Consider the following 20256-nt stretch of genomic DNA (forward strand, 5'->3'; position numbering starts at 1 on the left):
CTGTCGGTCCACGGTGCCCGGTGCTGCGGCGCGTGGTCCTACGGCGCCTCGTCAGCGTGTTTCAGTGCCGACCGCGCGTCGACGACGTCCCCTGCGAGCGTTGCCCAGTACGGATGCGTGCTCACCGTGACCGACAGTTCGAGCAGCCGCCGACGCAGCCGCTGCTCCTCGGCCAGCTGTTCGGCGGTATAGCCCGGGCTGGCCGGGAACGACACGACGCGATCGCCCAGTACGTGCTTCTCGCTCGTCCAGCCCGGCTCCGGAGCCACCGACCACGGCAGGGTCCGGCACAGCGCCGCGTACTCGGCGCGCGTCCGGTGCAGGTCGAGCTGCGCGGTGCGGAGGTCGTCGGGGAAGTCGTACGTTTCAGCCACATGGGAATGGTACGCCTGTTCGATTTATAGTTGGGCGATGCCGAGAGCAGCCGCGGCGGTCTCCGGGCTGCTGGGACCACGGGTCGCACGGCTGGTCGCGCTCCACATCCCCGCCAAGCGGTATCTCGCGGCGGCCGATCCGGAGTGCGCGGCCGGGCTGTCCCCGGAGAGCACGCGTACGCTCGCGCTCCAGGGCGGGCCGATCACTCCGCAGGAGCAGAACGCGTTCGAGGCGGACCCCGACTCTCCGGCGGCGGTCGCGCTGCGCCGCGCCGACGACGCGGGGAAGGTCGTGGGCCTCAGGGTGGCGGGCCTGGAGCACTGGCGGCCCCGGGTGGAGCGCGTGGCCGCCTCTCACGCCGGGACGTTCGCGCCCTGAGACACGCCCTATGTCCGCGGGAGGGTTGCCCCGGCGTCCTAGGCCGTGTCTGCCACTTCCCGACGACCAGTCAGGCGGCGCTGCGGCCACGGCCTGAGGCCCGCGCGGGTCACGGCACCTGGTGCGTCACGGCACCCTCTCGGTCATGACACCTGCGCTTCGAAGTCTCCTGGGCGAAGCCGGAACACCTGGAGCCGCATGTCGTAGTACTTCTCGGTCTCGCCGACCCACTCCATGCCGATCCGGCGAGCGGTCGCCGCAGCGCGCTTGTTCGCCGGCCGGACCACCGCGAGGAGTTCGTCGAACCCCTTGTCAAAGGCCCAGCGAGCCAGCGCGCGCCCCGCCTCGGAGGCGTAGCCCTGGCCCCACATTTCGGGGTGCAACTGCCACCCCATCTCGATGTCGTCCCCGCGCGGAGGAAGCGGCAACAGGATCCCGCCGCCGACGAGGCGCTGATCCTCTCGCCGTTCGATCGCCCAGCGGCCCGCCGGCGGGACCAGCCGGCCGTCCTCGCCGATCCACTGCTGCAGGACCAGCCGCATGGCGTTGACGTCCCCGACACGGTCCATGGCCGGACTCAGCCACCGCGCGACGCTGGAAGCGCTGAAGATGCCGAGCGCCTGTTCCGCATCCTGGATGCGCCAGGGCCGCAGCATCAACCTCTCGGTCTCAAGCTGACCAACCATCCGTCCTCCTTGGTGGGTCCTCCGCGTCGGATCCGCACCGGGCAGAAGATCCCGTCGGGGTCGTAGCGCCGCCAGGTCTCCTTGACACGGGTGCCGGTCGTTCCAGGGTAGGCACGGTCGAAGGTGTCGCTCCCTGTGCCGCTCTCGACGTTCGCGTAGGAGCCGGCGGCGTACGGCCGTATGGGTTCCCAGGCCTCCTGCACGGGCACGCTTCCGCTCTTCCTCGCCGCGGGCTTCGAGGAGGTGGCCCGCCCCACCCCGGGCGGCGGGATCAGCAGCGGCATCCAGGTCGCCCGGTGAGATCAGGGCGCCGTGAAGAGTGTCGGGAAGCGGGGGGCGAGCCAGGGCTTGCGGCCCCAGGCGAGGACGCGTCCCCGGGCGATGGCGCTCCACGGGTCGCAGCGGCCGAGCGCCATGAGCAGGAAGGTGACCGGCTCGGTGAGGATGGTGCAGTCCGGGCGGCTCGGCGGCTGCGGGCTCACGGCCACAGCGCCGTTGGTGAAGGTGACGCCGAAGCGGGCGCCGCCCCACAGGCGGATCGTGTAGCGGGCGGTCAGCTCAGCGGTGGCGGCGGCGTCGGCCACGCGTGGCATGGCCGTGATCAGGAACGGCAGGGTCAGCTCGACCCGGGCCCGGTCGATCATGTGCGGGCGGTCCAGCGCGCGGGCGAGGTCGTAGCCGTGGCCCAGCATGTGCGCCAGCAGGTACGAGCCCAGTACGGCCTGGCTCATCGGGCCCAGCGGGGTGACCACAGTCCCGTCCACCGCGTGCTGGTCCACCGCCTTGAGGAAGGCGACAGCCTGCGCCTCGATCATCGCGGCCAGCGGTTCGGCCGCGCGCTCGCCGAACGCGGCGAGCGCGCGCTCATTGGCCGCTGCCAGGCTCTGCGGGGTGCCGTCCCCGTGGCTGCGCTCATGTCCTGCCGCGATGTCGGCCATCAGCTCATTGGCCTGCGCCAGATGTGCTGCCGCCGCCCCGACGCTCCAGTGCGACCCGGGCACCGGAACACCCGTGTCGGCAACCTCGCGCAGCAGCGCGGCGATCTCCTCGGCGGTGCCGCGTACAGCGTCACCAAGTCCCTCGGGCAGAGTGCCTCGTACGTCCTGCCCAGCCACTGGTGCCACGCCTTCTCCCACCATCACCCTCGTACCCACAGCGGATCGCGCAGCCCGCAGGCGAACCTGTTCGGGATCGCCCGCGTACACAACCAGGCAACGAGGGCTGCGACAAGAGCTGCACCGTGCTCGATGGCCGGGGTCCCGACTCCTGGGACCCCGGCCTTCGAGCACAGTGGTTGCTAGGGCGTCAGGATCTCGCCGATGCGGATGCCTGCGGGTGCGCCCAGTGCTGTGGTGCCGTAGAAGACGCCCGAGCTGGTCACGATCCCGCTGGTGCTGCTGTTGTCCAACTGGAGGATCGTGCCGTTGTTCGCGTCCTCGCCGTCGGCCCCGATGGCCAGGTCGGCCCTGCCGTAGCCGGACAGGTCGGTGAGTGAGACCGACGAGCCGAGGCGGTCGTTGGGCTCCGTGGTGCCCGGCATCCCGGTGGTGTCCTGGTGGTACGCGACCGAGCCGGTGGCCGTGGGGCCGGTGGCCGAACCGCGCAGCAGGATGACCTGACCGGCGTTCGTCTGCGAGACGCCGCCGCGGGTGATGTCCTCGCCCGGCAGGCCCGTGAGGATGTCGTCGTATCCATCGAGGTTGACGTCGCCGATGGAGACGGAGGCGCCCATGTCGTCGCCGGTCTCGCCGGTGTCCGGGACGCCGGTGGTGTCCTGGCCGAACGTCTTGCGGCCGGTCGAGGTCAGTCCGGTCGACGAGCCGAAGACGGCCGTCACCGCGCCGCCAGTGAGGGTGTGACCGGACTCCGTGGTGCTCGGCTGGCCGACAGCGAGGTCGGTGTAGCCGTCGCCGTTGAGGTCGCCCGCCGCGAGCGAGCGGCCACCGCGCGCGTCAAGGATGCCGACGCGCTGGAGTCCGGTCGCCGAGCCCTTGAGCCAGAGCAGGCGGCCGATGCCGCCCGGGTCGCGGAAGCTGATCGCGGCGTCGGCGTAGCCGTCCTTGTTGAAGTCGCCGGTCGCGGCGCTCGCGTAGCCGGCGGCCGCGGTGTATGCCGAGGTGTTCAGGTAACCGGCCGTCGCCGCGCCGGACTTGCCGTCCCACGCCCACCAGCGGCCGGGCTTGCCCGGGGCGACGGAGAGGATGTCCGCATTGCCGTCGGCGTTGAAGTCGCCGGAGGTGACGGTGGCGCCGAGCTTCTCGCCGGCGACGCGGGTGGCCTCGTTGGTCCAGTAGCTCTTCCCGCCGGCCAGGCCGGGGCCGTACAGCACCGACACCTGGCCGGTGTCTGCCTGCGTCGAGGTGCCGTTCTCGCCCGGTGCGCCGATGACGAGGTCGGCGTAGCCGTCGCCGTTGACATCGGCCCAGGCGTTGTCGGAGCCGAAGAGGTCACCTGCCTCGGAGGTGCCGGGGACTCCGGCGCTGTTCTGGTTGAGGGTCTTGCGGGCCGCGGAACCGGGGCCGTTGGTGGTGCCGGGCAGGACCGTGACGCTGCCGTCGCTGCTCGCGATCCGGGGCAGACCGGCGACCAGGTCGGTGATGCCGTCCCGGTTGAAGTCCGAGGTCGCAATGGCGGAGTTGCGGCCGGGGCCGGCCGCGAAGTCGCGGATCGCGGAGAGCTTGCCGTAGAGGTTCTTGCCCGGGCAGGCGGTGGCGAAGGCGTCGCGGTGGCCGGAGATCACGCTCATCGTGGCCTGCTGGCCCTCGGTGTACTTGCCGGTGTTGCCCATGGAGGTGAGGGTCACGGAGCCCTTGGGACTGCCGCCGTACTGGCCCAGCTTCCAGGCGGCGACGCGGGCGGCGGACTGCTGAGCCGCGGTGGTCGGCCGGCCGGCGGGCTTGCCGGTGGCGGTGTCGCCCTCGAAGTCACCGAGCAGTGCGATGCCGGTGGAGTAGCTGTTGAAGCCGTAGGTGTGCGCGCCCTTGACCGGCAGGTCGGCGCCGCCGGCGCGGCCCTCGAAGATCCGGCCGCACTTGTCGACCAGGAAGTTGTAACCGAGGTCGTTCCAGCCTTCCGTCTTGACGTGGTACGTCATGATGCCGCGGACCAGAGCGGCCGATTCGGTGCAGCTGTAGTTGTTCGAGCCGACGGTGTGGTGGATGTAGACGGCCTGGACCTTGTCGATGTACTCGGCGGGGTCGTCGACCATGGACTCGTCCGCGCCCCACTGGGCGCGGTCGATGATCGGCGGCCGCTTCACCGTCGACGGCGGCGCGGTCGGCTTGGTGGGAGTGGGCGACGGCGTGACGGTGTCCGTCGGGGTGGGCGACCCGCTCGGAGTGTCGGTCGCGGTGCTGCTCGGGGACGGCGGCGGTACGGACTCGGAGGGCGTCACGGTCTCCGTCGGTGCCGTCTCGGTCGGTGTGACGGTCTCGGTCGGTGTCACGGTGTCCGTCGGCGTGACCGGGTCCGTCGGGGTCGCGCCCGGCGTCTCGTCCACCGCGAACGCGGCGTTGTCCATGACCGTGGCGGCCGGGTTCCCGGCCTCGGCGGCGCTCACGCCCGGGTCGACCATGTGCAGCTTCAGGTTCTTGGGCAGCGCCTTGGCCGCCTTGACCCGTACCTGCACCGCGGTGGACGGGCCGACCCACAGCGGCTCGGACGCTCCGCGCGTCGCGCCCTCGGAATCGTCCGGCCCGTGCGAGTCCAGCTCCAGCGCCTGCCAGCCGGACCACTTTCCGGTGCCCGCCTCGCGGGTACGCACCTGAGCCGTGCCCGCGACCTCGGCCGTGGCGCTGTCCCAGCCGATGCCGACGAGCGAGAACGGCTCGGTGCCCGTGGCCGGCAGCTCCCTCTCGTTGGACCCGCCCTTGGCGAGCTCGAACGTCCGGACCTTCGCCGGGCGCTTCTCGGGACCGGAAGGGCCACGGTCCTCGGGCGGATTGGCTATGGCGACGGTAACGACGCCGGCCCCGCCCAGGACGACAGCGCCCAGGGTCAGCCACACCCGGCGCTTCATGCTCAGTGTTCGGTACGCATGCGACGTACGCGGGCTCAAATGCCCCACCCCTCTGGAAGTTCACTTGCGGCGCACCCGTCACATGGGTGTCCTGCTGTACCCAGCGCATCCCATCTGCGAAACGTCACAGGGCCACGGATCCGGAGTCACCCGGGGCGCGCTCTCCGACACGGGTCTTGGCACCGATCCCTCACGGGGAACCGGTACTCCTTCAGCGGAGGCAACCCCACCGGCCTCATCGGGACACTTCGAGGCGACCGCTCCGGCCACGGGGCCGCTCCACGTGCTGCGGGGAAATCCGAGCGCGGCCCGTCAGCGGCACCGGCGGGCGTTGAGCCGGGCGGCCTGGCGCGTCAGGTGGTCGCGCTCGGCGAGGTTGGGTGCCTTTTGGGCCGCCTCGGCGTACAGCCGTGCCGCCGTCGCCAGGTCGCCGTCGCGCTCGTGGAGGTACGCCGCCACCGCGGCGTGGCGGGGCAGTGAGTCGTCCAGCGCCATGAGCGCCGCCAGGCCGGCGCGCGGTCCGTCGGCCTCGCCGACGGCCACCGCGCGGTTGAGCCGGACGACCGGGCTGTCGGTCAGGCGCGCGAGCTCGTCGTACCACTCGACGATCTGCACCCAGTCGGTCTCCTCGGCGGTGGGCGCGTCAGCGTGGAGTGCCGCGATGGCGGCCTGGGCCTGGAACTCGCCCAGCCGGTCGCGGGCGAGGGCCGCCTGCAGGATCTCGACGCCCTCGGCGATCGACTCGGTGTCCCACCGGCCGCGGTCCTGCTCGGCGAGCGGCACCAGACTGCCGTCGGGCGCGGTCCGGGCGGCGCGCCGGGCGTGGTGGAGCAGCATGAGGGCGAGCAGCCCCGCCACCTCGGGGTGGTCGATCGCGGCCGTGAGCTGCCTGGTGAGCCGGATGGCCTCGGCGGCGAGGTCGACGTCGCCGGAGTAGCCCTCGTTGAAGACCAAGTAGAGGACGCGCAGCACGGTGGCGACGTCGCCGGGCTGGTCGAACCGTACGCCGGAGACGGTGCGCTTGGCCCGGCTGATGCGCTGCGCCATGGTCGCCTCGGGCACCAGGTAGGCCTGGGCGATCTGGCGGGTGGTCAGCCCGCCGACGGCGCGCAGCGTGAGCGCGACCGCGGACGACGGCGTCAGCGACGGGTGGGCGCACAGGAAGTAGAGCTGAAGCGTGTCCTCCACCGCGGGCGCGGGCCCGGGCGCCGGCTCCTCGTCGACGAGGTCCTCACGCCGGCGGCGCGCGGCGTCCGCCCGGGTCGCGTCGAGGAACCGGCGCCAGGCCACGGTGACCAGCCAGCCCTTCGGGTCCCGCGGCGGGTCGGCCGGCCAGACGCGGACCGCCTCGACCAGCGCGTCCTGCACGGCGTCCTCGGCCGCCGCGAAGTCGGCTCCGCGGCGGACGAGGATCCCGAGCACGCTCGGCGTGAGGCTCCGGAGCAGGACCTCGTTCACCTCTGAGGTCACTCCGTGATGGTGGGCGGCGCGGCCAGGAACGGGCGCAGCTCCAGCCACTCGTGGATCGGCTTCCCGCCCGCCCCAGGGGCGGCCGACAGTTCCCCGGCCAGCTCGACGGCGCGCTCGTAGCTGTCGACGTCGATCACCATCCAGCCGGCGATGAGGTCCTTGGTCTCGGCGAACGGTCCGTCGGTGACCGGCGGGCGACCCTCGCCGTCGTACCGGACGAACGTCCCCTCGGGGGCGAGCGCCTGACCGTCGACGAACTCGCCGGTCCCCTCTAGCCGGGCCGCGAAGTCGTGCATGTACTGCATGTGCGCCGAGATCTCCTCCGGCGTCCACTGGTCCATGGGCACGTCGTTGACGCAAGCCGGGGCGCCGCGGTAGTGCTTGAGCAGCAAATACTTGGCCATGGTGTTTCTCCTCGGTGCTGGTGCGACCCATTGTGGTCGCGTTCACTACGGGGACGGAGCCGGCCACGAATTCTCGACATCGCGTCCGAATCTCCTTGGGCGTCAAGTGCGGGGTTAATTCTGGCCCTCCGGCGACAATTTCAGGGGATTGGTACGAAAGGTCCGCTGGTTCGCATTCCGGCGTCGGCCTGGTATAGAACCGGCCCGACTTCCCCGTGCCGTCCTCGGCCGTCACGTTCCCCCATCGACCCGAAGGGTTACTTCGTGCTGCCCTCGTCCCGTAACTTCTCCGCCGCACTGGCCGCCACCGGCGCGATACTCCTGGTGTCGGCATGCGGGCACCAGGGGGGCCAGGACGCCCCGGCCGCCGCAGAAGCCGCGCCCAGCGACAGCAGCGTCACGTCGGACGCGCCCACCTCGTCCGCCTCGCCCAGCAGTTCTGCCTCCGCCTCGGCGTCTGCATCATCCTCCGCGTCCGCGGCGCCGTCCGGCAGCGCGTCGCCGTCGGTCAGTGGCTCCAGCACCGCAGCGGCCGGCGGTACGGAGAAGACTCAGGCAGCCCCGGCACCCGCCTCTGCCCCGGACTTCCCTGTGCCGGTCAACGTGGGCAACTCCACCCAGCTCATCACTGTGAAGGCCAGCGGTTCGTACGCCACGGTCACGGCCTGGGCGAAGGGGCCGTCCGGCTGGAAGGCGGTCATCTCCGACAGCGGCCGGGTCGGATCGAACGGTGTCGTCGACGGGGCCGCCCGCAGGCAGAGCACCTACACCACGCCCTCGGGCACGTACACCATCACCGAGGGCTTCGGCGTCGAGTCGAGTGGTACCGCCATGCCGTACACCCGGGTCAACTCCAGCCACTGGTGGGTCCAGGACCCCGAGTCGAAGTTCTACAACTCGATGCACACCGAGGCCGGGGCCGACTTCCCGCTCACCGAGAGCGGCGAGCGGGGCAGTGAGCACCTCATCAACTACCCGACCCAGTACGCCAAGGCGCTGGTCATCAACTTCAACCGTTGGCCGGCCACGCCGGGCCGCGGGGCCGGGATCTTCCTGCACGTCAACGGCAGTGGGGCCACGGCGGGTTGCGTCTCCGTGCCGCGCTCCACGATGGACCGGATCATGGCCTGGATCCAGCCCGGCGCGCACCCGCGCATCGCCATCGGCTGACCCGAACCACCGGCCGAAGGAGCCTGAACATGCGAGTGAGTTACAGATGTGCCGCGCTGAGTGTCCCGCTCTCCCTTTCGTTGATCGGTTGCTCTGCGGAAGGGGAGCCGGCGGTGTCGGTCGAGTCGGCTGTGTCGGCGAGTCCCGAAGCAGAGAAGACGGAGCCCGCGAAGCCCGTCACCGCAGAGGACTTCCTTGACCGAGCGCAAGAGGCGATGGCGGCCGAGGGCGGCTGGACCTTCGCGGTGAAGGGCAGTGAGAAACTCGTCTTGCAGGGGCAGACGAGCACCGCTTCCTATGAGGCCGCGCTCAGGCGGACCCAGGACCCTGCCGCTCTCCATTCTTCAGGGACGGTCGTCGGCAAAGGGAAACGTAAGCCTGAAGAGATCTTTGTGATCGATGGTACGGCGTACGTCAAAGAAGGCGGGGACGCCTGGAAGCACGGACCGGTCTCCGATCCGGACATGAAGAACAAAGTGGAAGACCCCATGGCTGCCATAGTGGAGTTCAGGAAGTATGTGCGGGAGTCGGGGGATGGCGTCACGCTGACGAAGGCGGGAGGGAGGATTCGACTCCAAGTCCGCTCTGGTCCACGGAAGTTGCCGGAAGTGCGGGACCGGGCCTTTGTCGAGAAGGCGGTACGCGAGTTCAGTCCGACACTGAAGCAACTCCAGAAGGCCGGGGTTTCAGCGACCGAGGATCAACTCACCCTGTCCCAGCTGGAGGAGACGCTGATCCTCGACCCTGAGACGTACAGAGTCGAGTCCCACCGATTCCGTTTCGGCTTTCTGATCCCCTATGGGGGGCAGGACATCACGTTTGGCCAGGATGTGAACGAGGAGAACCGGGGAGTGTTCGAAGGGGACATCGAGCTTCCAGCAGACGCGAATGCCTAGTACCAGAAGGCCCTCGGACCCCCTGTCGGTCGGCCCGTAGGCCGGGCCCCGAAGGGGAACGTATCCCGGGGCACCGACAACGCATCCGTCGGCGGCGGTGATCGTGCACGACGCCCGAACCGGGTCGATGGTTGCACGGCCGGCTCGAACTCGTACATGAGAACCATCACTTCCCCCACCCTGTGATGTTCTCCGCGCGCCTGACGCTTGGTCATACATGGATAGGGACTTTGGAGTGCTGCCCGGTGCTGCCGGCATGCGCGTGTACGTCACCGGGGTCGTGGACCGGCTGACCGAGCGCAACCGGCTGCCGTTCGACTACTCCGTGGCCAGTCTGCGGCTCGTCGACTTCATGGTGGACGGGCTACGGCGCGGCCGTCCGGAGCGCGGGCAGATCGCCGGGCTTCTCCAAGGCCTCGGGGCGTACACGGGTGAGGTGATCGTCCGGCGGGCCGGGGCCGGGTGGGTGGACTTCGGGGCGGAGCAGCGGGAGCTGTTCGGGCAGCCGGTGGGGATTCGGATGCCCGATGAGCGCGTGTGGAATCCGCTCGGCAAGGTGGTCAACCGCTTCGAGCGGGGCGGCCCGGAGGAGTCGGTGCAGCGCCTTTATCTGTTGCTGCACGGGCGGAGGCGCAAGGCTGCCGCGCCGATCGACCAGACGGCCGTCTGCGGCGGGCGGATCGGGTGAGGGCGGTGTGACACTTCCCGGCCTTCGTGCGCAGAAGTAAGGGGGCGTGCGCCAGGGCGGTGCGTAGTTGGTACGGAGAGGGAAGTGTGGGGGCGTACGACGCGGAGCTCGGCGCTGCCGTTGAGCGGGCTCAGCAGGGGGACGAGGAAGGGTTCACGATCGCGTACCGGCTGGTGCAGCCGGGCCTGATCGCCTACGTCCGAGGCCTGGTCGGCGACGACGCCGAGGACGTGGCCTCCGACGCCTGGCTGGAGATCTCCCGCGACCTGGGCCGCTTCCGTGGCGACGGTGCGGGTTTCCGGGGCTGGACGGCGACGATCGCCCGTCACCGTGCCCTGGACCATCTGCGCCGGCAGAAGCGGCGTCCGCGCACCTCACTGCTGGAACAGGACATGCTGGAACTGCCGGGCGGACACGACACGGCCGCCGCGGCCCTGGAAACGATCTCCACGGAGCAGGCTCTCGAACTGATCGGCAGTCTGCCGCGCGACCAGGCGGAGGCCGTCCTGCTGCGCGTTGTCGTCGGGCTCGACGGGCCGGCGACCGCGCGGGTGCTGGGCAAGCGCCCCGGGGCCGTACGCACCGCGGCACACCGGGGACTGAAGGGACTGGCGGGGCGACTCACCGGGGCTGGAGCGGGCGGTGTGACGCCTGGGGCACAGCGCACGCTGAAGGATGAGACATGAAACCCGAACGGGAAGATCCCCGTCCCCCCGAGCTGGAGGCGCTGCTCGAAGCGGCGAGCCGCCCCGGCGCCCTCATTTTTCCGGCTGCCGAGGAGCAGGCGCTCCAGGCCTTCCGTACGGCCCATGAGAAGGGCGTGCACGCGGCGCCGCTGCGGTGGCGGCGCAGACGGGACGACTGGCGGCCCGCCGGGGAGCGTCGCCGGGCACGGTCACTCAAGGCGCTGCTGGCGGGTGTCGTCGCGGCGGCGGCGCTCGGCGGGGTCGCGGTTGCAGCGGGAGAGGGTGCCATCTCGTCGCCGTTCGGTGGCGACGCGGAGCCGAAGCCGGGGCGGAACGCGCCCACGGTACCCGGCGCGGGCGAGGAAACGGCTGGTGACGGGGGCGGGGAGCGGGCGCCACAGCGTTCGGCGAGGCCCATCCCGTCGGACTCGCACGACTCCCCGGCGGAGCGATCGGGCACGGCGCAGGACATCGTCGCGCACTGCCGCGTCTACCTGTTGGCAGTGGAGCGGCAGGGCAAGGCGCCTGGGGACGCGGCCATGACCCGCCTTGAGGAGGCGGCGGGCAGCCGGGAGGCCGTACCGGCCTACTGTGAGCAGCTGTTGGCGGGCGAGCAGCAGGGGAGTACCGGCTCGAGCCCGGCGGAGAAAAGTCCGGAACAGCCCGAAAAGCCGGGGAAGAAGGACGCTCCGGGATCGGCCGGCCCAGGCGCAGCGCCAGACTTCGAAACAGGGTGACGCCCACCTCGGCTGTCCGCATCGTCTTTCAAGTCCGCACGCGGGATCGAGTGGCCGGCGGCTATGGCGCTCAGGACATGGACTGTGCCGCCGAGGCCGGAGGCGTACGGCTCACCGTCCGGCCCAACGCGGCCGCGGCCCGCGCGAACTTGGCGGCGTCCACCACGGCCGCACCACCCAGGTCGTTGTTGAAGTACACATACACTTCGTCCTCGTCCGGCCAGGCGTCGGCGATGCGTCGGGCCCAGGATTTCAGCGCTTGACGGCCGTAGCGCGGCGGCGGCCCGGCGATGCCGCCGTGAAACCGCACGTACCCCCATGACGCGGTACGCCACAGTGGCGTCACCGGGCGGGACCCTCGATCCGCCCAGCACAGGGCGCTGCCGTGCCGTTCCAGCACCGCCCGGAGCTCCCGCTCCGCTCCCCACCATGAGGTGTGGCGGAATTCAACGGCCACCCGAACCGTGTCGGGGAAGCAGCTCAGGCAGGCGTCCAGAGCCGCGATGTCCTCCCGGAAGTTGGGCGGCAGTTGCAGCAGGACGGGCCCGAGCCGGTCGCCGAGGCCCTCGGCACGATCCGTCAGCCGGCGCACCGGCTCCTCGGGGTCGCGCAGCCGCTTCAGATGGGTCAGATAGCGGCTGGCCTTGACCGCCATGACGAACCCCTCGGGCGTCCGCTCCCGCCAGGAGGCGAAGATCTCTGTGGTGGGAAGCCGATAGAAGGCATTGTTGTTCTCGACGGTGGCGAAGTGCCGGGCGTACTCCTCCAACCACAGCCGCTGCGGTTGCCCGGGCGGGTAGAGAACGCCGCGCCAGTCCTTGTACTGCCAGCCTGAAGTTCCGACGAGCATGGGCATGGTCCGATCCCTGCCCATGAGGCATGGGATATATCGCCTTATTCGGGATGCTCCCCTCCCTGGTCGTCCCCTGCCCGCCGGTGCTCCGGGCGCCGTGGGAGCAGGCTTTTGGCATGGCCATCAAGGATGAACTGGCTATTTCACCGCGGCCAGCGTCGCGTAGACCACGACGTTGCCCTGGTAGCCGGTGTGCTCGGAGTAACCGCCGCCGCAGGTGATCACCCGCAGTTCGGGCAGGTCGGAGCTGCCGTAGACCTTCTCGTCCGGGAATTCCTTCTTGTCGTAGACCTCCACGGCGTCAACGGCGAACACCGCCGTGCGCCCGTCTGCGCGACTGATCTCGATGGTGTCGCCCTTGGCCAGGGCACCGAGGTCGTGGAAGACGGCGGGGCCGGTGCGCGTGTCCACGTGTCCGGCGGTGACGGCTGTCCCTGCTGAGCCGGGAGCCGTGCCGTCGCCGTACCAGCCGGCAAGGCTGGGGTTGTCGGCAGGCGGGGGCCGTAGCGCCCCCGCCGCGTCGAGGTCCAGTCGTGCCATGGGGGCGTCGACGCCGATGGCGGGGACCTGAAACCGGACCGGATCCGAGGGGGGCAGCGGCTGGACGGCGGGGAGCGCGGCTGAGGCGGTGCCGCTGGGAGCGGGCCGTACAGAGGTGGAGAAGGCCTGGGCAGCCGAAGGCTGCGGTGGCTGTTCGTCGCGTGCCACGTTGATCACCAGCACGGTGCCCGCCACCAGGGCACAGGCCAGAAACTTGGCCGAAGGGATGAAGGAGTGTGGGGAAGCGCTGGTCTGGTGCCCGGTTTCCATCGCGGTTGAGCCTCTGCTTCGCAGCGGGTGGGGTGGGGCCCTCGCGGCCCCCGGATCGACGCGGTGTCCGGGGGCCGCCGTGGCGGGAGTTGGGCGGTCAGGTTCGGACACCGCTCGGGCGGCGGCGCATCCTGACCACAGCCCCGGCGGCAGCTCCAGCGAGGAGCGCACCGCCCAGGGCGAGCTGCGTACCCTTGCCGTCGGTCCCGAAACCGGCGTCGACCGCGCCGCTCGGGGTGCGGGCGGTGATCTCGTGCGTATCGGTGACCTTGACCCGCGGTGGGCACTTCACGGTGACTGCGTGGATGCCGGGCCCGGTCTCTTCCGGGACCTGGAACTGCCCGGTGAGCACCCCCGCCCTGTCACCTGCGAACAGGTGGAACGCTCCTCCCGCCTCCGACTCGCCCTTGCCGTAGGTCTCCTTGCCGCAGGCGGTCGTACTGACGGTGACCGTGGAGCCCGGGGAGGCGTTCCCCGGGCGGATGCGGATGCCTGAGTCATCGGCGGCGACAGCGGCCGGGACCGACAGAACAAGGGCACCGACAACCAGGCCGATACCTACACCAACGCGTGTGCTGAGCATGCGGATCCTCCAACGGAGCAGTGTCCGGCCTGTCTGCGCGGCGCCTCTGCTGTGCTCCGTTCATGAGGCAACCGACAGTCCGTCAGCACCGCAACCTGACGCATCGGCATATGTGTCACCCGGGCAGGCGTAGCGTCTCCTCGCCCTTGATCGTTTACGCAGGTCACAGGAGCTGAGACCGTCACGGTGGAGGAATCACCAGAGGGACGGCGAACGGGCTAGGGATGTTCCTTCGTGTTGCGTTGCTGGTAGGTCTCTCGGTCGAAAGGCGGATTGCCCAGCACCGGCCACGTGAGCGACGGGCCGCCGAGCAGACACGTTCGACCAGCAGCCGCCTGCCGTGAACGGTCAGCGGCCTCGGCACCGAGGGCATCCGCTGGGTCCGCGATCTGATGAAGTCCCTTGCGGCACAGGGACGTACGGCTCAAAAACGGGACGCCCGTACCGGTTCCCACGCGAAGAGTGCCCCCGCCACGGCCCAGACAGCGAATAGACACAGACGCGGGATCGTCGGCAGGAACAAGCGGCCGTGCCGCTGGAACCCCTGTCATGCCGGGCGCCCCGCGGACCGCAGCAGATAGACGCCGGCGGCGGCCGGGAGCGCCAGGACGGCCAGGAGGACCGGGATGAATGCTCCGAGGCCGAAGTTCAGCGTGCCCGCGGCGACCACGAACTGCGCCACCACGAACAGCAGCGGCACGAGGGCGGCCGCCGTCCCGATCACCTTGTCCCGGTGGCGCCACTGCGGCGCGGTCCACAGCCACCAGATCGCGCCGATCAGGACCAGGAGGCCCAGCGGCGGGGTGAAGATCGTCAGAGGGCCGGACACCGCCAGCAGGCCCAGCATGGCGAGGGTGCGTCCTCGGCTCACTTGCGGAGCAGGGGGCTCCTCGCCGAGCGCGGTCGCCGCTATCGCGCGCGGGTCGCCGAGGCGTGCGAGCACGGCGCGGATCCCGTCGTGGCCGGAGGCGGACTCCTTCGCGAGTGCCACGGTGATGTGTTCTTCCAGGTCGGCCAGCAGCTCGTTCCTGCTTTCCGGGCTGAGTCCGGCCGTTTCACGAGTCACGGCGGACAGGTAGTTCTTCACCAGCGGGTGCTCGGTGATTGTCATGGCGGTCTCCTGTCAGTCGGTGATGAAGTGGTCGACCGCGTCACGGAAGTGCGGCCAGATGGCGGTGAACTCCTTCAGCGCCGTGTGCCCCGATGGCGTCAGTTCGTAGTAGCGCCGGGGCGGCCCGCTGGGGGACTCCTCCCAGTGGGTCTCCACCAGTCCGTCACGGCGCAGCCGCGACAGCAGGGGGTAGATGGTCCCTTGGCTCGTGACCATGACGTTCACCGCGCCGAGGGTTTCGAGCAACTCCACGCCGTAGCACGGGCCATCCCGCAAGATCGCAAGCACGCAGTACTCCAGCACCCCCTTACGGAGCTGGCTCTCCGCCTTGCCTGCGACGGGCTTACCTGTGATGTCAGGTTCCATGCATTGCATAGTACCTGGTTATCTCCAGCAGGTCCAAGGTGATGTTGGCACGTCTACCGAGCGGCGCCTGGGCCCGCGTCGCGGCCCCCGGCAGTACCGAAGTAGAGCGGCGGCGCTGGATGAATGCCGGAGGATCAGGGACAAGTACCCAGGGCTGAATGTCGAGTTCACGTCCCTGGGCAGCGAGGCCGTGACGCTGAACCTTGACCGATTGCCACTGAAACTCGACCGGCAACGGTCTGTGTGGCCGGCCCTCTGGGAGTGGCTGCCCGAGTTCTGGGGCCGGCGGTCCACCCCACACCGGTGGCGTCGGTACCGGCTGGGACACTCCCACCATGGACACCACACCCGAGCACATAGGCTCCCGGACAGCGGCCGGATGGACCGTCGCGCTCGCGGGCCTCGGAGCAGTCACCGGCTTCGTCTGGGACGGGCCGTTCCTCGCCGTCGCCTGCGCCCTCTCCCTGGGAGGCGGCGCCGCCCTGGGCACGATCCTGTCCCGCCGTCGAATGATCGCAACCATTCGGGAAGGCCACGGGAAGGCCGCCGCGCTCGGGTACGCCGACGGAATCGGGGACATGGTGGTGCTGGGGATATCCGCGTACAGGGCCTCCGTCTTTCCGCTGTCCGGCCCCGACGCAGTAGACCCCGCCGAGCGCAGGGCGCGCCGTAAGGCCGCCTACCACCTCACGGCCGCCGACGGGCTTCCCCACCACATTCGTGAGGCCGCGGCCGCCGCTCTCGAAGCGATCGATGACGCGCGTGACCGCGACACCCGGTCCGCCATCGAGGACCTCATGAAGGCCGTCCAGGAGCAGCGCCGCCGCACGTGACCGCAGCCGGACCGGGACGGTAGTCCCCTGCCCATGCGTGTTCCCGTCCTCGCTCCCGCCGCTCCCCTGCGGCCGCCCAGGAAAGACCATCACCACGATTGCGGCGCGGTCTCGGCGGGCGTCGTGCCTGTTACTTCCAGGGGCAGGCTAGGAGATGGAGGCCGGACCATACTCGGTCGCATGAACGACACAAGGCACGGCAAGTCCCTCCTCGGCGAGTTCTTGTCCACGCGCCGGGCGCAGTTGAAGCCTGCGGACGTGGGGTTGCCGGAGTACGGCGACCGGCGGCGGGTGCCGGGTCTGCGGCGCGAGGAGCTGGCCCAGCTGGCGGGGGTCAGCGTGGCTTACTACATCCGGTTGGAGCAGGGATTGTCGCGACGCGCGTCGCCGCAGGTCCTTGATGCACTGGCCACGGCTTTGGGGCTGGACGACGCGGAGCGGCGTCACCTGCACGACCTGGCTGGTGATGGCCGGCAGCAGACTCGCCGGCGTCGGCTGCCCGCCGAGCGGGTCACCCCGGCGGTGCGCCAGTTGATGGACGCGTTCGGGGACGCACCCGTGGTTGTCCTTGGCCGGCGCTCGGACGTGCTGGCTTGGAACCGTACCGGGCACGCTCTGTTCGCGGGGCACCTGGACGCCGCCGGTCCGGACCGGGTGGCAGAACGGCCCAACACGGCCCGGCTGGTGTTCCTGGACGCCCACACGCGGGACCTTTATGTGGACTGGCCGAGGAAGGCCAGGGATGTGGTGGGCAAGTTGCGGCAGGCGGTCGGCGAATACCCGGACGACCCACGTCTGGCGTCCCTGATCGGTGAACTGACTATGCAGAGTCCGCAGTTCGCCGACCTGTGGGCCGAGCATCGGGTGCGGGCCTGGGATCTGGCCGAGTACCGGATGCGGCATCCGCTGGTCGGGGAGATGGACGTTCTGCAGCAGTCGATGCCGGTGCCGCGGGGACAGGGGGTCCGGTTGGTCGTGACGACGGCGGCGCCCGGATCGGCCTCCGAAGCGGCGCTGCAGTTGCTCACCCGGACCCTCCACCCCACCGGGGAGGTGGAGACGGCCGACAGCCCCATCACCCGCACCTCCTCGCACGCCTGACCCGATCGCATACCTGATCCAACCGCCCGGCTGACGAACCGAACCGAACCGAACCGCAGCCTGCCGGACCATGCGTCACGCCCGGACGGGCGCCCCGGCGGTTGCCCACTGCCGGTAACCGGGCCGCGAGTGACCTGAGCCGCGCGTGTCACGGCTACCTCGCCGTCGCCGTCGCCGACGACGCTGCCGCTCGTCCCACCTCCGCAGCAGGGGCACCGACGTGCCCTTGACGGACATGTCCCACCAGGCCGGTGCCCGCGCTCGGCGAGCCGCCGGAACACCCCGTCCTGCCACCTTTTGACCATGAATGGAGATCTCCCATGTCCAACACGCCCGTGACGGCTTTCACCGACATCGTCGACACCGTTGCCCACCTGGTCGAGACCGTCGCCGATGACCAGTGGACCGCGCCCACGCCCTGCTCCGAGTGGAACGTCCAGCAGTTGGTCGACCACCTGGTTACGGGACAGGGGGTGTTCATCGGGGTGATGGCCGAACAGTCCACCTCGGAGGGCTCTGAGCAGCCGGACGGCACCGAGCCCACGCCGGCCTCGCTGAAGGCGGCGTTCCGCGAGTCGGCCGGTGCTCTGGTGACCGCCTTCGCGCAACCCGGAGCTCTGGAGCGCACCGTGCAGGCCCCGATCGGGGCGGTGCCCGGCGCTGTGGCACTGCACCTGCAGACCATCGAGCACCTGGTGCACGGCTTCGACCTGGCCCAGGCCACCGGCCGGAAGGCCCTGTTCGACGACACCGCGGTCGAGCGGGAGACCGAGTTCGCCCGCGGCCTGGTGGCGCAGCTGCCGCCCGCCCCGGACGGCCCGTTCGCACAGTCCCGCACCGCCCCGGCGGATGCCCCCACGATCGACCACCTGGCAGCCCTGCTCGGACGCGAGATCACCGGCTGACCTCCCCCGCGCAGCCGGTCCGCCCGTACTCCAACGCCGTCCGCGGCAGCGTCGACGCCGCGCTCAGTCACTCACAGCTTTTCGCGAAGAACGCATCAACAGACGGAGGAAGATTTCCATGAAGCTCAAGCTCGTGCTCGCTGCCGCCGCTTTCACCGCAGTGCTCACCACTGGTGCGGCCGTCATGACGGCCGCAGCCTCCACGGAATCCGGCCGGGACGGACACAGGATCGAGCAGACCCAGGAAACCGCGCGCGCCATCATCAACGCCAAGGGTCCGCAGGTCTTCCCTCACTCGGTTGACTACAACCGGCAGTCGAAGAACTTCGTCGTCGGCTCGCTGAAGCACAGCACGATTTCCACCGTCGGTCTCGACGGAACGGTGCGCACCCTCGTCGACGACCCGAGCCTGGTGTCCGTCCAGGCGGTCCGCGTCGACCGCGACAGGCACCGCGTACTGGCCGGCAACGTGGACTACGGCCTTGCCGACCGCTCGGCCAAGGACACCACGTTCCGTGTCGCCGGAGTCGGCAGCTACGACCTGACCAGCGGAAAGCGTCGCTGGTACGCCGATCTCGCCGCGGTCGCCGCCGACGGCAAGCAGCACCTGATCGCCGACGTGACGGTGGCGCCCGACGGCACCGCGTACGCCGTCGACCAGCTCACCCCGACGGTGTTCCGCATCGACCGCAAGGGCCGCGCCTCGGTCCTCCTGCGCAGCGACCTCCTGAAGGGAACGGTCGACGTTCCCAACTTCCTCTCCGGCATCGGGATGACCGCGGTGGCGTGGACGCCGCAGAACCACCTCATCATCGCCAAGGCCGACGGCTCTCTGGTCCGGGTACCGGTCAACCACCCCGAGCGGGCGCGGAAGGTCGAACTCTCCAAGCCGCTGGCCGCCCTCACCGCCGGCATCCGGGTGCTGCCGGACGGCTCCATCGCGGCGGTCAGCAGCGGCCTCCTGTCCGGCAAGCCCGCCCAGATCCAGCGGGTGCGCCCCTGCAGTCAGTGGAAGACCGCCACGGTGACGGTCACCGACACCGTCACCGACCCCGTGACCAGCGGCATCGCCGCCGGCCCCAAGGGGTCGACCTTCGCTCTCAGCGGCGGGCTGCCCGCCCTGCTCATGGGCAAGCCCAACAACGGATTCACCCTGACCTCCGTCGCGGTCGACTGACACCAGCACAACCGTGTGGGTGCCGCAAGGCACATCCACGAGCCGGCGCCGGTTCCGGATCACGCCGAGGAGCTCACGTCGGCAGGCCCCGGCGTACAGCTCGACTCATCTGCCGGGCGGGGCCCTGACTCTGGTCGGGGCTCACCCGGCCGGAGTGCACACCGCGACGGCACGGCTCGGCATCGATCACACTGAGGTTCGGGTCGGCACGAGCAGATCGTGTTGGACTTCGTTCGAACCGGACGACGTCTCGGTAGCCACGCCCGAACACAGATGGATACGGGGGATACACATGGATGTGCCCATCGGGTCCGAGGAGTGGCCCGCGCGCAGTCTGCTGGGGATGTTGTCGCCACCGGCCCGGCGGGAACTGCTCGGCCTGGGTACCCGGGCGCGGTTCGAGGCGGGTGCCGTGCTGCTCAGAGAGGGAGCGGACGACCAGCACGTGTTGCTGCTGCTGTCCGGCTTCGCCAAGGTCACGGCGACCGTGGAGAACGGTGAGGGTTCGCTCCTCGCGGTCCGGGCCGCCGGGGACACGGTGGGCGAGATGGCCCCGATGACCGGCGCCCCGCGCTCCGCGACGGTCACTGCCTGCCGCCCGCTGACCGCCCGGGTGCTGCAGGGCGGCGCACTGCGGGGCTTGCTGTTGCGCCGCCCCGAGGTCTCCCTGGCCCTGACCGCCATCGTCGCCGACCGGCTGCGCTGGGCGAATCGGCGGCGGTTGGACTTCCGCGGGTATCCGGCGAAGGTGCGGCTGGCCCGGCTGCTGGTGGAACTCGCCGTGTCCTACGGATCGTCCGGGCCCGGCGGCGTGGTGATCGGCTGCCGACTGACACAGCCTGAGCTGGCCACCCTGGTCGGCGCTGCCGAGACGACCGTCCACAAGGTGCTGCGTGAACTCCGCGACGAGGGCCTGTTGGTGACCGGCTACCGTTCCACCACCATCCGGGACCTGCCACGGCTCAGACAGCTCGCGGACCTGGCAGGCGAAGGGCCGTAGCTGAGTCGA

23 protein-coding genes are annotated in these 20256 nt (G+C 70.4%); 11 read left to right on the plus strand and 12 right to left on the minus strand.

Annotated elements, in window-relative coordinates; genetic code table 11:
* Positions 1-38: 38 nt before the first annotated feature.
* Positions 39-374, minus strand: coding sequence for a DUF8825 domain-containing protein (locus SLUN_RS20740; RefSeq protein WP_108150482.1), 336 nt, complete (start codon positions 372-374; stop codon positions 39-41).
* Between the two features lie 37 nt (positions 375-411).
* Here SLUN_RS20740 and SLUN_RS20745 point away from each other — a divergent pair, with 37 nt between their 5' ends.
* Positions 412-753, plus strand: a complete 342-nt coding sequence (locus tag SLUN_RS20745) for an HD domain-containing protein (protein ID WP_108150484.1) — start codon at positions 412-414, stop codon at positions 751-753.
* A gap of 143 nt (positions 754-896) precedes the next feature.
* Here the strand turns inward: SLUN_RS20745 and SLUN_RS20750 are convergent, their stop codons facing one another.
* From SLUN_RS20750 to SLUN_RS41400, 6 genes are all read right to left on the minus strand, one after another.
* Positions 897-1439, minus strand: a complete 543-nt coding sequence (locus SLUN_RS20750; protein WP_108150486.1) for a GNAT family N-acetyltransferase — start codon at positions 1437-1439, stop codon at positions 897-899.
* A 302-nt stretch (positions 1440-1741) separates the two neighbouring features.
* Positions 1742-2563, minus strand: coding sequence for a maleylpyruvate isomerase family mycothiol-dependent enzyme (locus SLUN_RS20755; RefSeq protein WP_257153769.1), 822 nt, complete (start codon positions 2561-2563; stop codon positions 1742-1744).
* A 173-nt stretch (positions 2564-2736) separates the two neighbouring features.
* Positions 2737-5457, minus strand: a complete 2721-nt coding sequence (locus SLUN_RS20760; RefSeq protein WP_254709962.1) for an FG-GAP-like repeat-containing protein — start codon at positions 5455-5457, stop codon at positions 2737-2739.
* 312 nt (positions 5458-5769) lie between these two features.
* On the minus strand, positions 5770-6915 hold the full coding sequence (locus SLUN_RS20765; protein WP_108150492.1) for an RNA polymerase sigma factor: 1146 nt from the start codon (positions 6913-6915) through the stop codon (positions 5770-5772).
* Positions 6916-6923: 8 nt separating this feature from the next.
* The gene (locus tag SLUN_RS20770; RefSeq protein ID WP_108150494.1) at positions 6924-7331 is read right to left on the minus strand and encodes a YciI family protein; all 408 of its coding nucleotides are present in this window, start codon (positions 7329-7331) and stop codon (positions 6924-6926) included.
* 257 nt (positions 7332-7588) lie between these two features.
* Positions 7589-7855 (minus strand): hypothetical protein, encoded by a 267-nt coding sequence (locus SLUN_RS41400; protein ID WP_254709963.1) that lies wholly within the window; start codon positions 7853-7855, stop codon positions 7589-7591.
* 67 nt (positions 7856-7922) lie between these two features.
* Here SLUN_RS41400 and SLUN_RS20775 point away from each other — a divergent pair, with 67 nt between their 5' ends.
* From SLUN_RS20775 to SLUN_RS20795, 5 genes are all read left to right on the plus strand, one after another.
* Positions 7923-8501, plus strand: coding sequence for a L,D-transpeptidase family protein (locus SLUN_RS20775; RefSeq protein ID WP_257153770.1), 579 nt, complete (start codon positions 7923-7925; stop codon positions 8499-8501).
* A 113-nt stretch (positions 8502-8614) separates the two neighbouring features.
* The gene (locus tag SLUN_RS20780; RefSeq protein ID WP_257153771.1) at positions 8615-9397 is read left to right on the plus strand and encodes a hypothetical protein; all 783 of its coding nucleotides are present in this window, start codon (positions 8615-8617) and stop codon (positions 9395-9397) included.
* A 217-nt stretch (positions 9398-9614) separates the two neighbouring features.
* Positions 9615-10085 (plus strand): hypothetical protein, encoded by a 471-nt coding sequence (locus SLUN_RS20785; protein WP_108150498.1) that lies wholly within the window; start codon positions 9615-9617, stop codon positions 10083-10085.
* 86 nt (positions 10086-10171) lie between these two features.
* Positions 10172-10771 (plus strand): RNA polymerase sigma factor, encoded by a 600-nt coding sequence (locus SLUN_RS20790; protein ID WP_108150500.1) that lies wholly within the window; start codon positions 10172-10174, stop codon positions 10769-10771.
* On the plus strand, positions 10768-11508 hold the full coding sequence (locus tag SLUN_RS20795; RefSeq protein WP_108150502.1) for a hypothetical protein: 741 nt from the start codon (positions 10768-10770) through the stop codon (positions 11506-11508). Before SLUN_RS20790 ends, SLUN_RS20795 begins: the two co-directional genes overlap by 4 nt.
* A 70-nt stretch (positions 11509-11578) precedes the next feature.
* On the opposite strand, the gene SLUN_RS20800 is transcribed toward SLUN_RS20795, so the two are convergent.
* The 5 genes from SLUN_RS20800 to SLUN_RS20825 form a co-directional block, all read right to left on the minus strand.
* Entirely contained in the window at positions 11579-12364 is a 786-nt protein-coding gene (locus tag SLUN_RS20800) for a DUF72 domain-containing protein (protein ID WP_108150504.1), read from the minus strand.
* 135 nt (positions 12365-12499) lie between these two features.
* A complete protein-coding gene (locus SLUN_RS20805; protein ID WP_108150506.1) occupies positions 12500-13171 on the minus strand; it encodes a class F sortase in 672 nt (223 codons plus the stop codon).
* A gap of 97 nt (positions 13172-13268) precedes the next feature.
* Positions 13269-13754, minus strand: a complete 486-nt coding sequence (locus SLUN_RS20810; RefSeq protein ID WP_108150508.1) for a sortase — start codon at positions 13752-13754, stop codon at positions 13269-13271.
* 547 nt (positions 13755-14301) lie between these two features.
* A complete protein-coding gene (locus tag SLUN_RS20820) occupies positions 14302-14865 on the minus strand; it encodes an HAAS signaling domain-containing protein (protein ID WP_108150510.1) in 564 nt (187 codons plus the stop codon).
* Positions 14866-14877: 12 nt separating this feature from the next.
* A complete protein-coding gene (locus tag SLUN_RS20825) occupies positions 14878-15231 on the minus strand; it encodes a PadR family transcriptional regulator (RefSeq protein ID WP_108150512.1) in 354 nt (117 codons plus the stop codon).
* Positions 15232-15566: 335 nt separating this feature from the next.
* On the opposite strand from SLUN_RS20825, the gene SLUN_RS20830 reads away from it, so the two are divergent.
* The 5 genes from SLUN_RS20830 to SLUN_RS20850 all read left to right on the plus strand — a co-directional run bounded on the left by SLUN_RS20830 (position 15567) and on the right by SLUN_RS20850 (position 20247).
* Positions 15567-16064, plus strand: a complete 498-nt coding sequence (locus SLUN_RS20830; RefSeq protein WP_108150514.1) for a hypothetical protein — start codon at positions 15567-15569, stop codon at positions 16062-16064.
* Between the two features lie 180 nt (positions 16065-16244).
* Positions 16245-17165 carry a helix-turn-helix transcriptional regulator gene (locus tag SLUN_RS20835; RefSeq protein ID WP_108150517.1) on the plus strand — a complete coding sequence of 307 codons (921 nt, stop codon included), beginning with the start codon at positions 16245-16247 and terminating at the stop codon, positions 17163-17165.
* Positions 17166-17485: 320 nt separating this feature from the next.
* The gene (locus tag SLUN_RS20840; RefSeq protein ID WP_108150519.1) at positions 17486-18070 is read left to right on the plus strand and encodes a TIGR03086 family metal-binding protein; all 585 of its coding nucleotides are present in this window, start codon (positions 17486-17488) and stop codon (positions 18068-18070) included.
* Between the two features lie 118 nt (positions 18071-18188).
* Positions 18189-19247, plus strand: a complete 1059-nt coding sequence (locus SLUN_RS20845; RefSeq protein WP_108150521.1) for a hypothetical protein — start codon at positions 18189-18191, stop codon at positions 19245-19247.
* 292 nt (positions 19248-19539) lie between these two features.
* Complete coding sequence (locus SLUN_RS20850) at positions 19540-20247, plus strand: Crp/Fnr family transcriptional regulator (protein WP_108150523.1); 708 nt, start codon at positions 19540-19542, stop codon at positions 20245-20247.
* Positions 20248-20256: the final 9 nt, after the last annotated feature.

Source organism: Streptomyces lunaelactis (assembly GCF_003054555.1).
GTDB classification, from domain to species: Bacteria; Actinomycetota; Actinomycetes; order Streptomycetales; family Streptomycetaceae; genus Streptomyces; species Streptomyces lunaelactis.

Bases quoted from the DNA above. Each gene is read 5' to 3' on its own strand.
- SLUN_RS20745 (WP_108150484.1), top strand. From the start codon at position 412: ATGCCGAGAGCAGCCGCGGCGGTCTCCGGGCTGCTGGGACCACGGGTC.
- SLUN_RS20750 (WP_108150486.1), bottom strand. From the start codon at position 1,439: ATGGTTGGTCAGCTTGAGACCGAGAGGTTGATGCTGCGGCCCTGGCGC.
- SLUN_RS20760 (WP_254709962.1), bottom strand. From the start codon at position 5,457: ATGAAGCGCCGGGTGTGGCTGACCCTGGGCGCTGTCGTCCTGGGCGGG.
- SLUN_RS20770 (WP_108150494.1), bottom strand. From the start codon at position 7,331: ATGGCCAAGTATTTGCTGCTCAAGCACTACCGCGGCGCCCCGGCTTGC.
- SLUN_RS20785 (WP_108150498.1), top strand. From the start codon at position 9,615: ATGGATAGGGACTTTGGAGTGCTGCCCGGTGCTGCCGGCATGCGCGTG.
- SLUN_RS20795 (WP_108150502.1), top strand. From the start codon at position 10,768: ATGAAACCCGAACGGGAAGATCCCCGTCCCCCCGAGCTGGAGGCGCTG.
- SLUN_RS20800 (WP_108150504.1), bottom strand. From the start codon at position 12,364: ATGCCCATGCTCGTCGGAACTTCAGGCTGGCAGTACAAGGACTGGCGC.
- SLUN_RS20805 (WP_108150506.1), bottom strand. From the start codon at position 13,171: ATGGAAACCGGGCACCAGACCAGCGCTTCCCCACACTCCTTCATCCCT.
- SLUN_RS20810 (WP_108150508.1), bottom strand. From the start codon at position 13,754: ATGCTCAGCACACGCGTTGGTGTAGGTATCGGCCTGGTTGTCGGTGCC.
- SLUN_RS20820 (WP_108150510.1), bottom strand. From the start codon at position 14,865: ATGACAATCACCGAGCACCCGCTGGTGAAGAACTACCTGTCCGCCGTG.
- SLUN_RS20825 (WP_108150512.1), bottom strand. From the start codon at position 15,231: ATGGAACCTGACATCACAGGTAAGCCCGTCGCAGGCAAGGCGGAGAGC.
- SLUN_RS20830 (WP_108150514.1), top strand. From the start codon at position 15,567: ATGGACACCACACCCGAGCACATAGGCTCCCGGACAGCGGCCGGATGG.
- SLUN_RS20835 (WP_108150517.1), top strand. From the start codon at position 16,245: ATGAACGACACAAGGCACGGCAAGTCCCTCCTCGGCGAGTTCTTGTCC.
- SLUN_RS20840 (WP_108150519.1), top strand. From the start codon at position 17,486: ATGTCCAACACGCCCGTGACGGCTTTCACCGACATCGTCGACACCGTT.
- SLUN_RS20845 (WP_108150521.1), top strand. From the start codon at position 18,189: ATGAAGCTCAAGCTCGTGCTCGCTGCCGCCGCTTTCACCGCAGTGCTC.
- SLUN_RS20850 (WP_108150523.1), top strand. From the start codon at position 19,540: ATGGATGTGCCCATCGGGTCCGAGGAGTGGCCCGCGCGCAGTCTGCTG.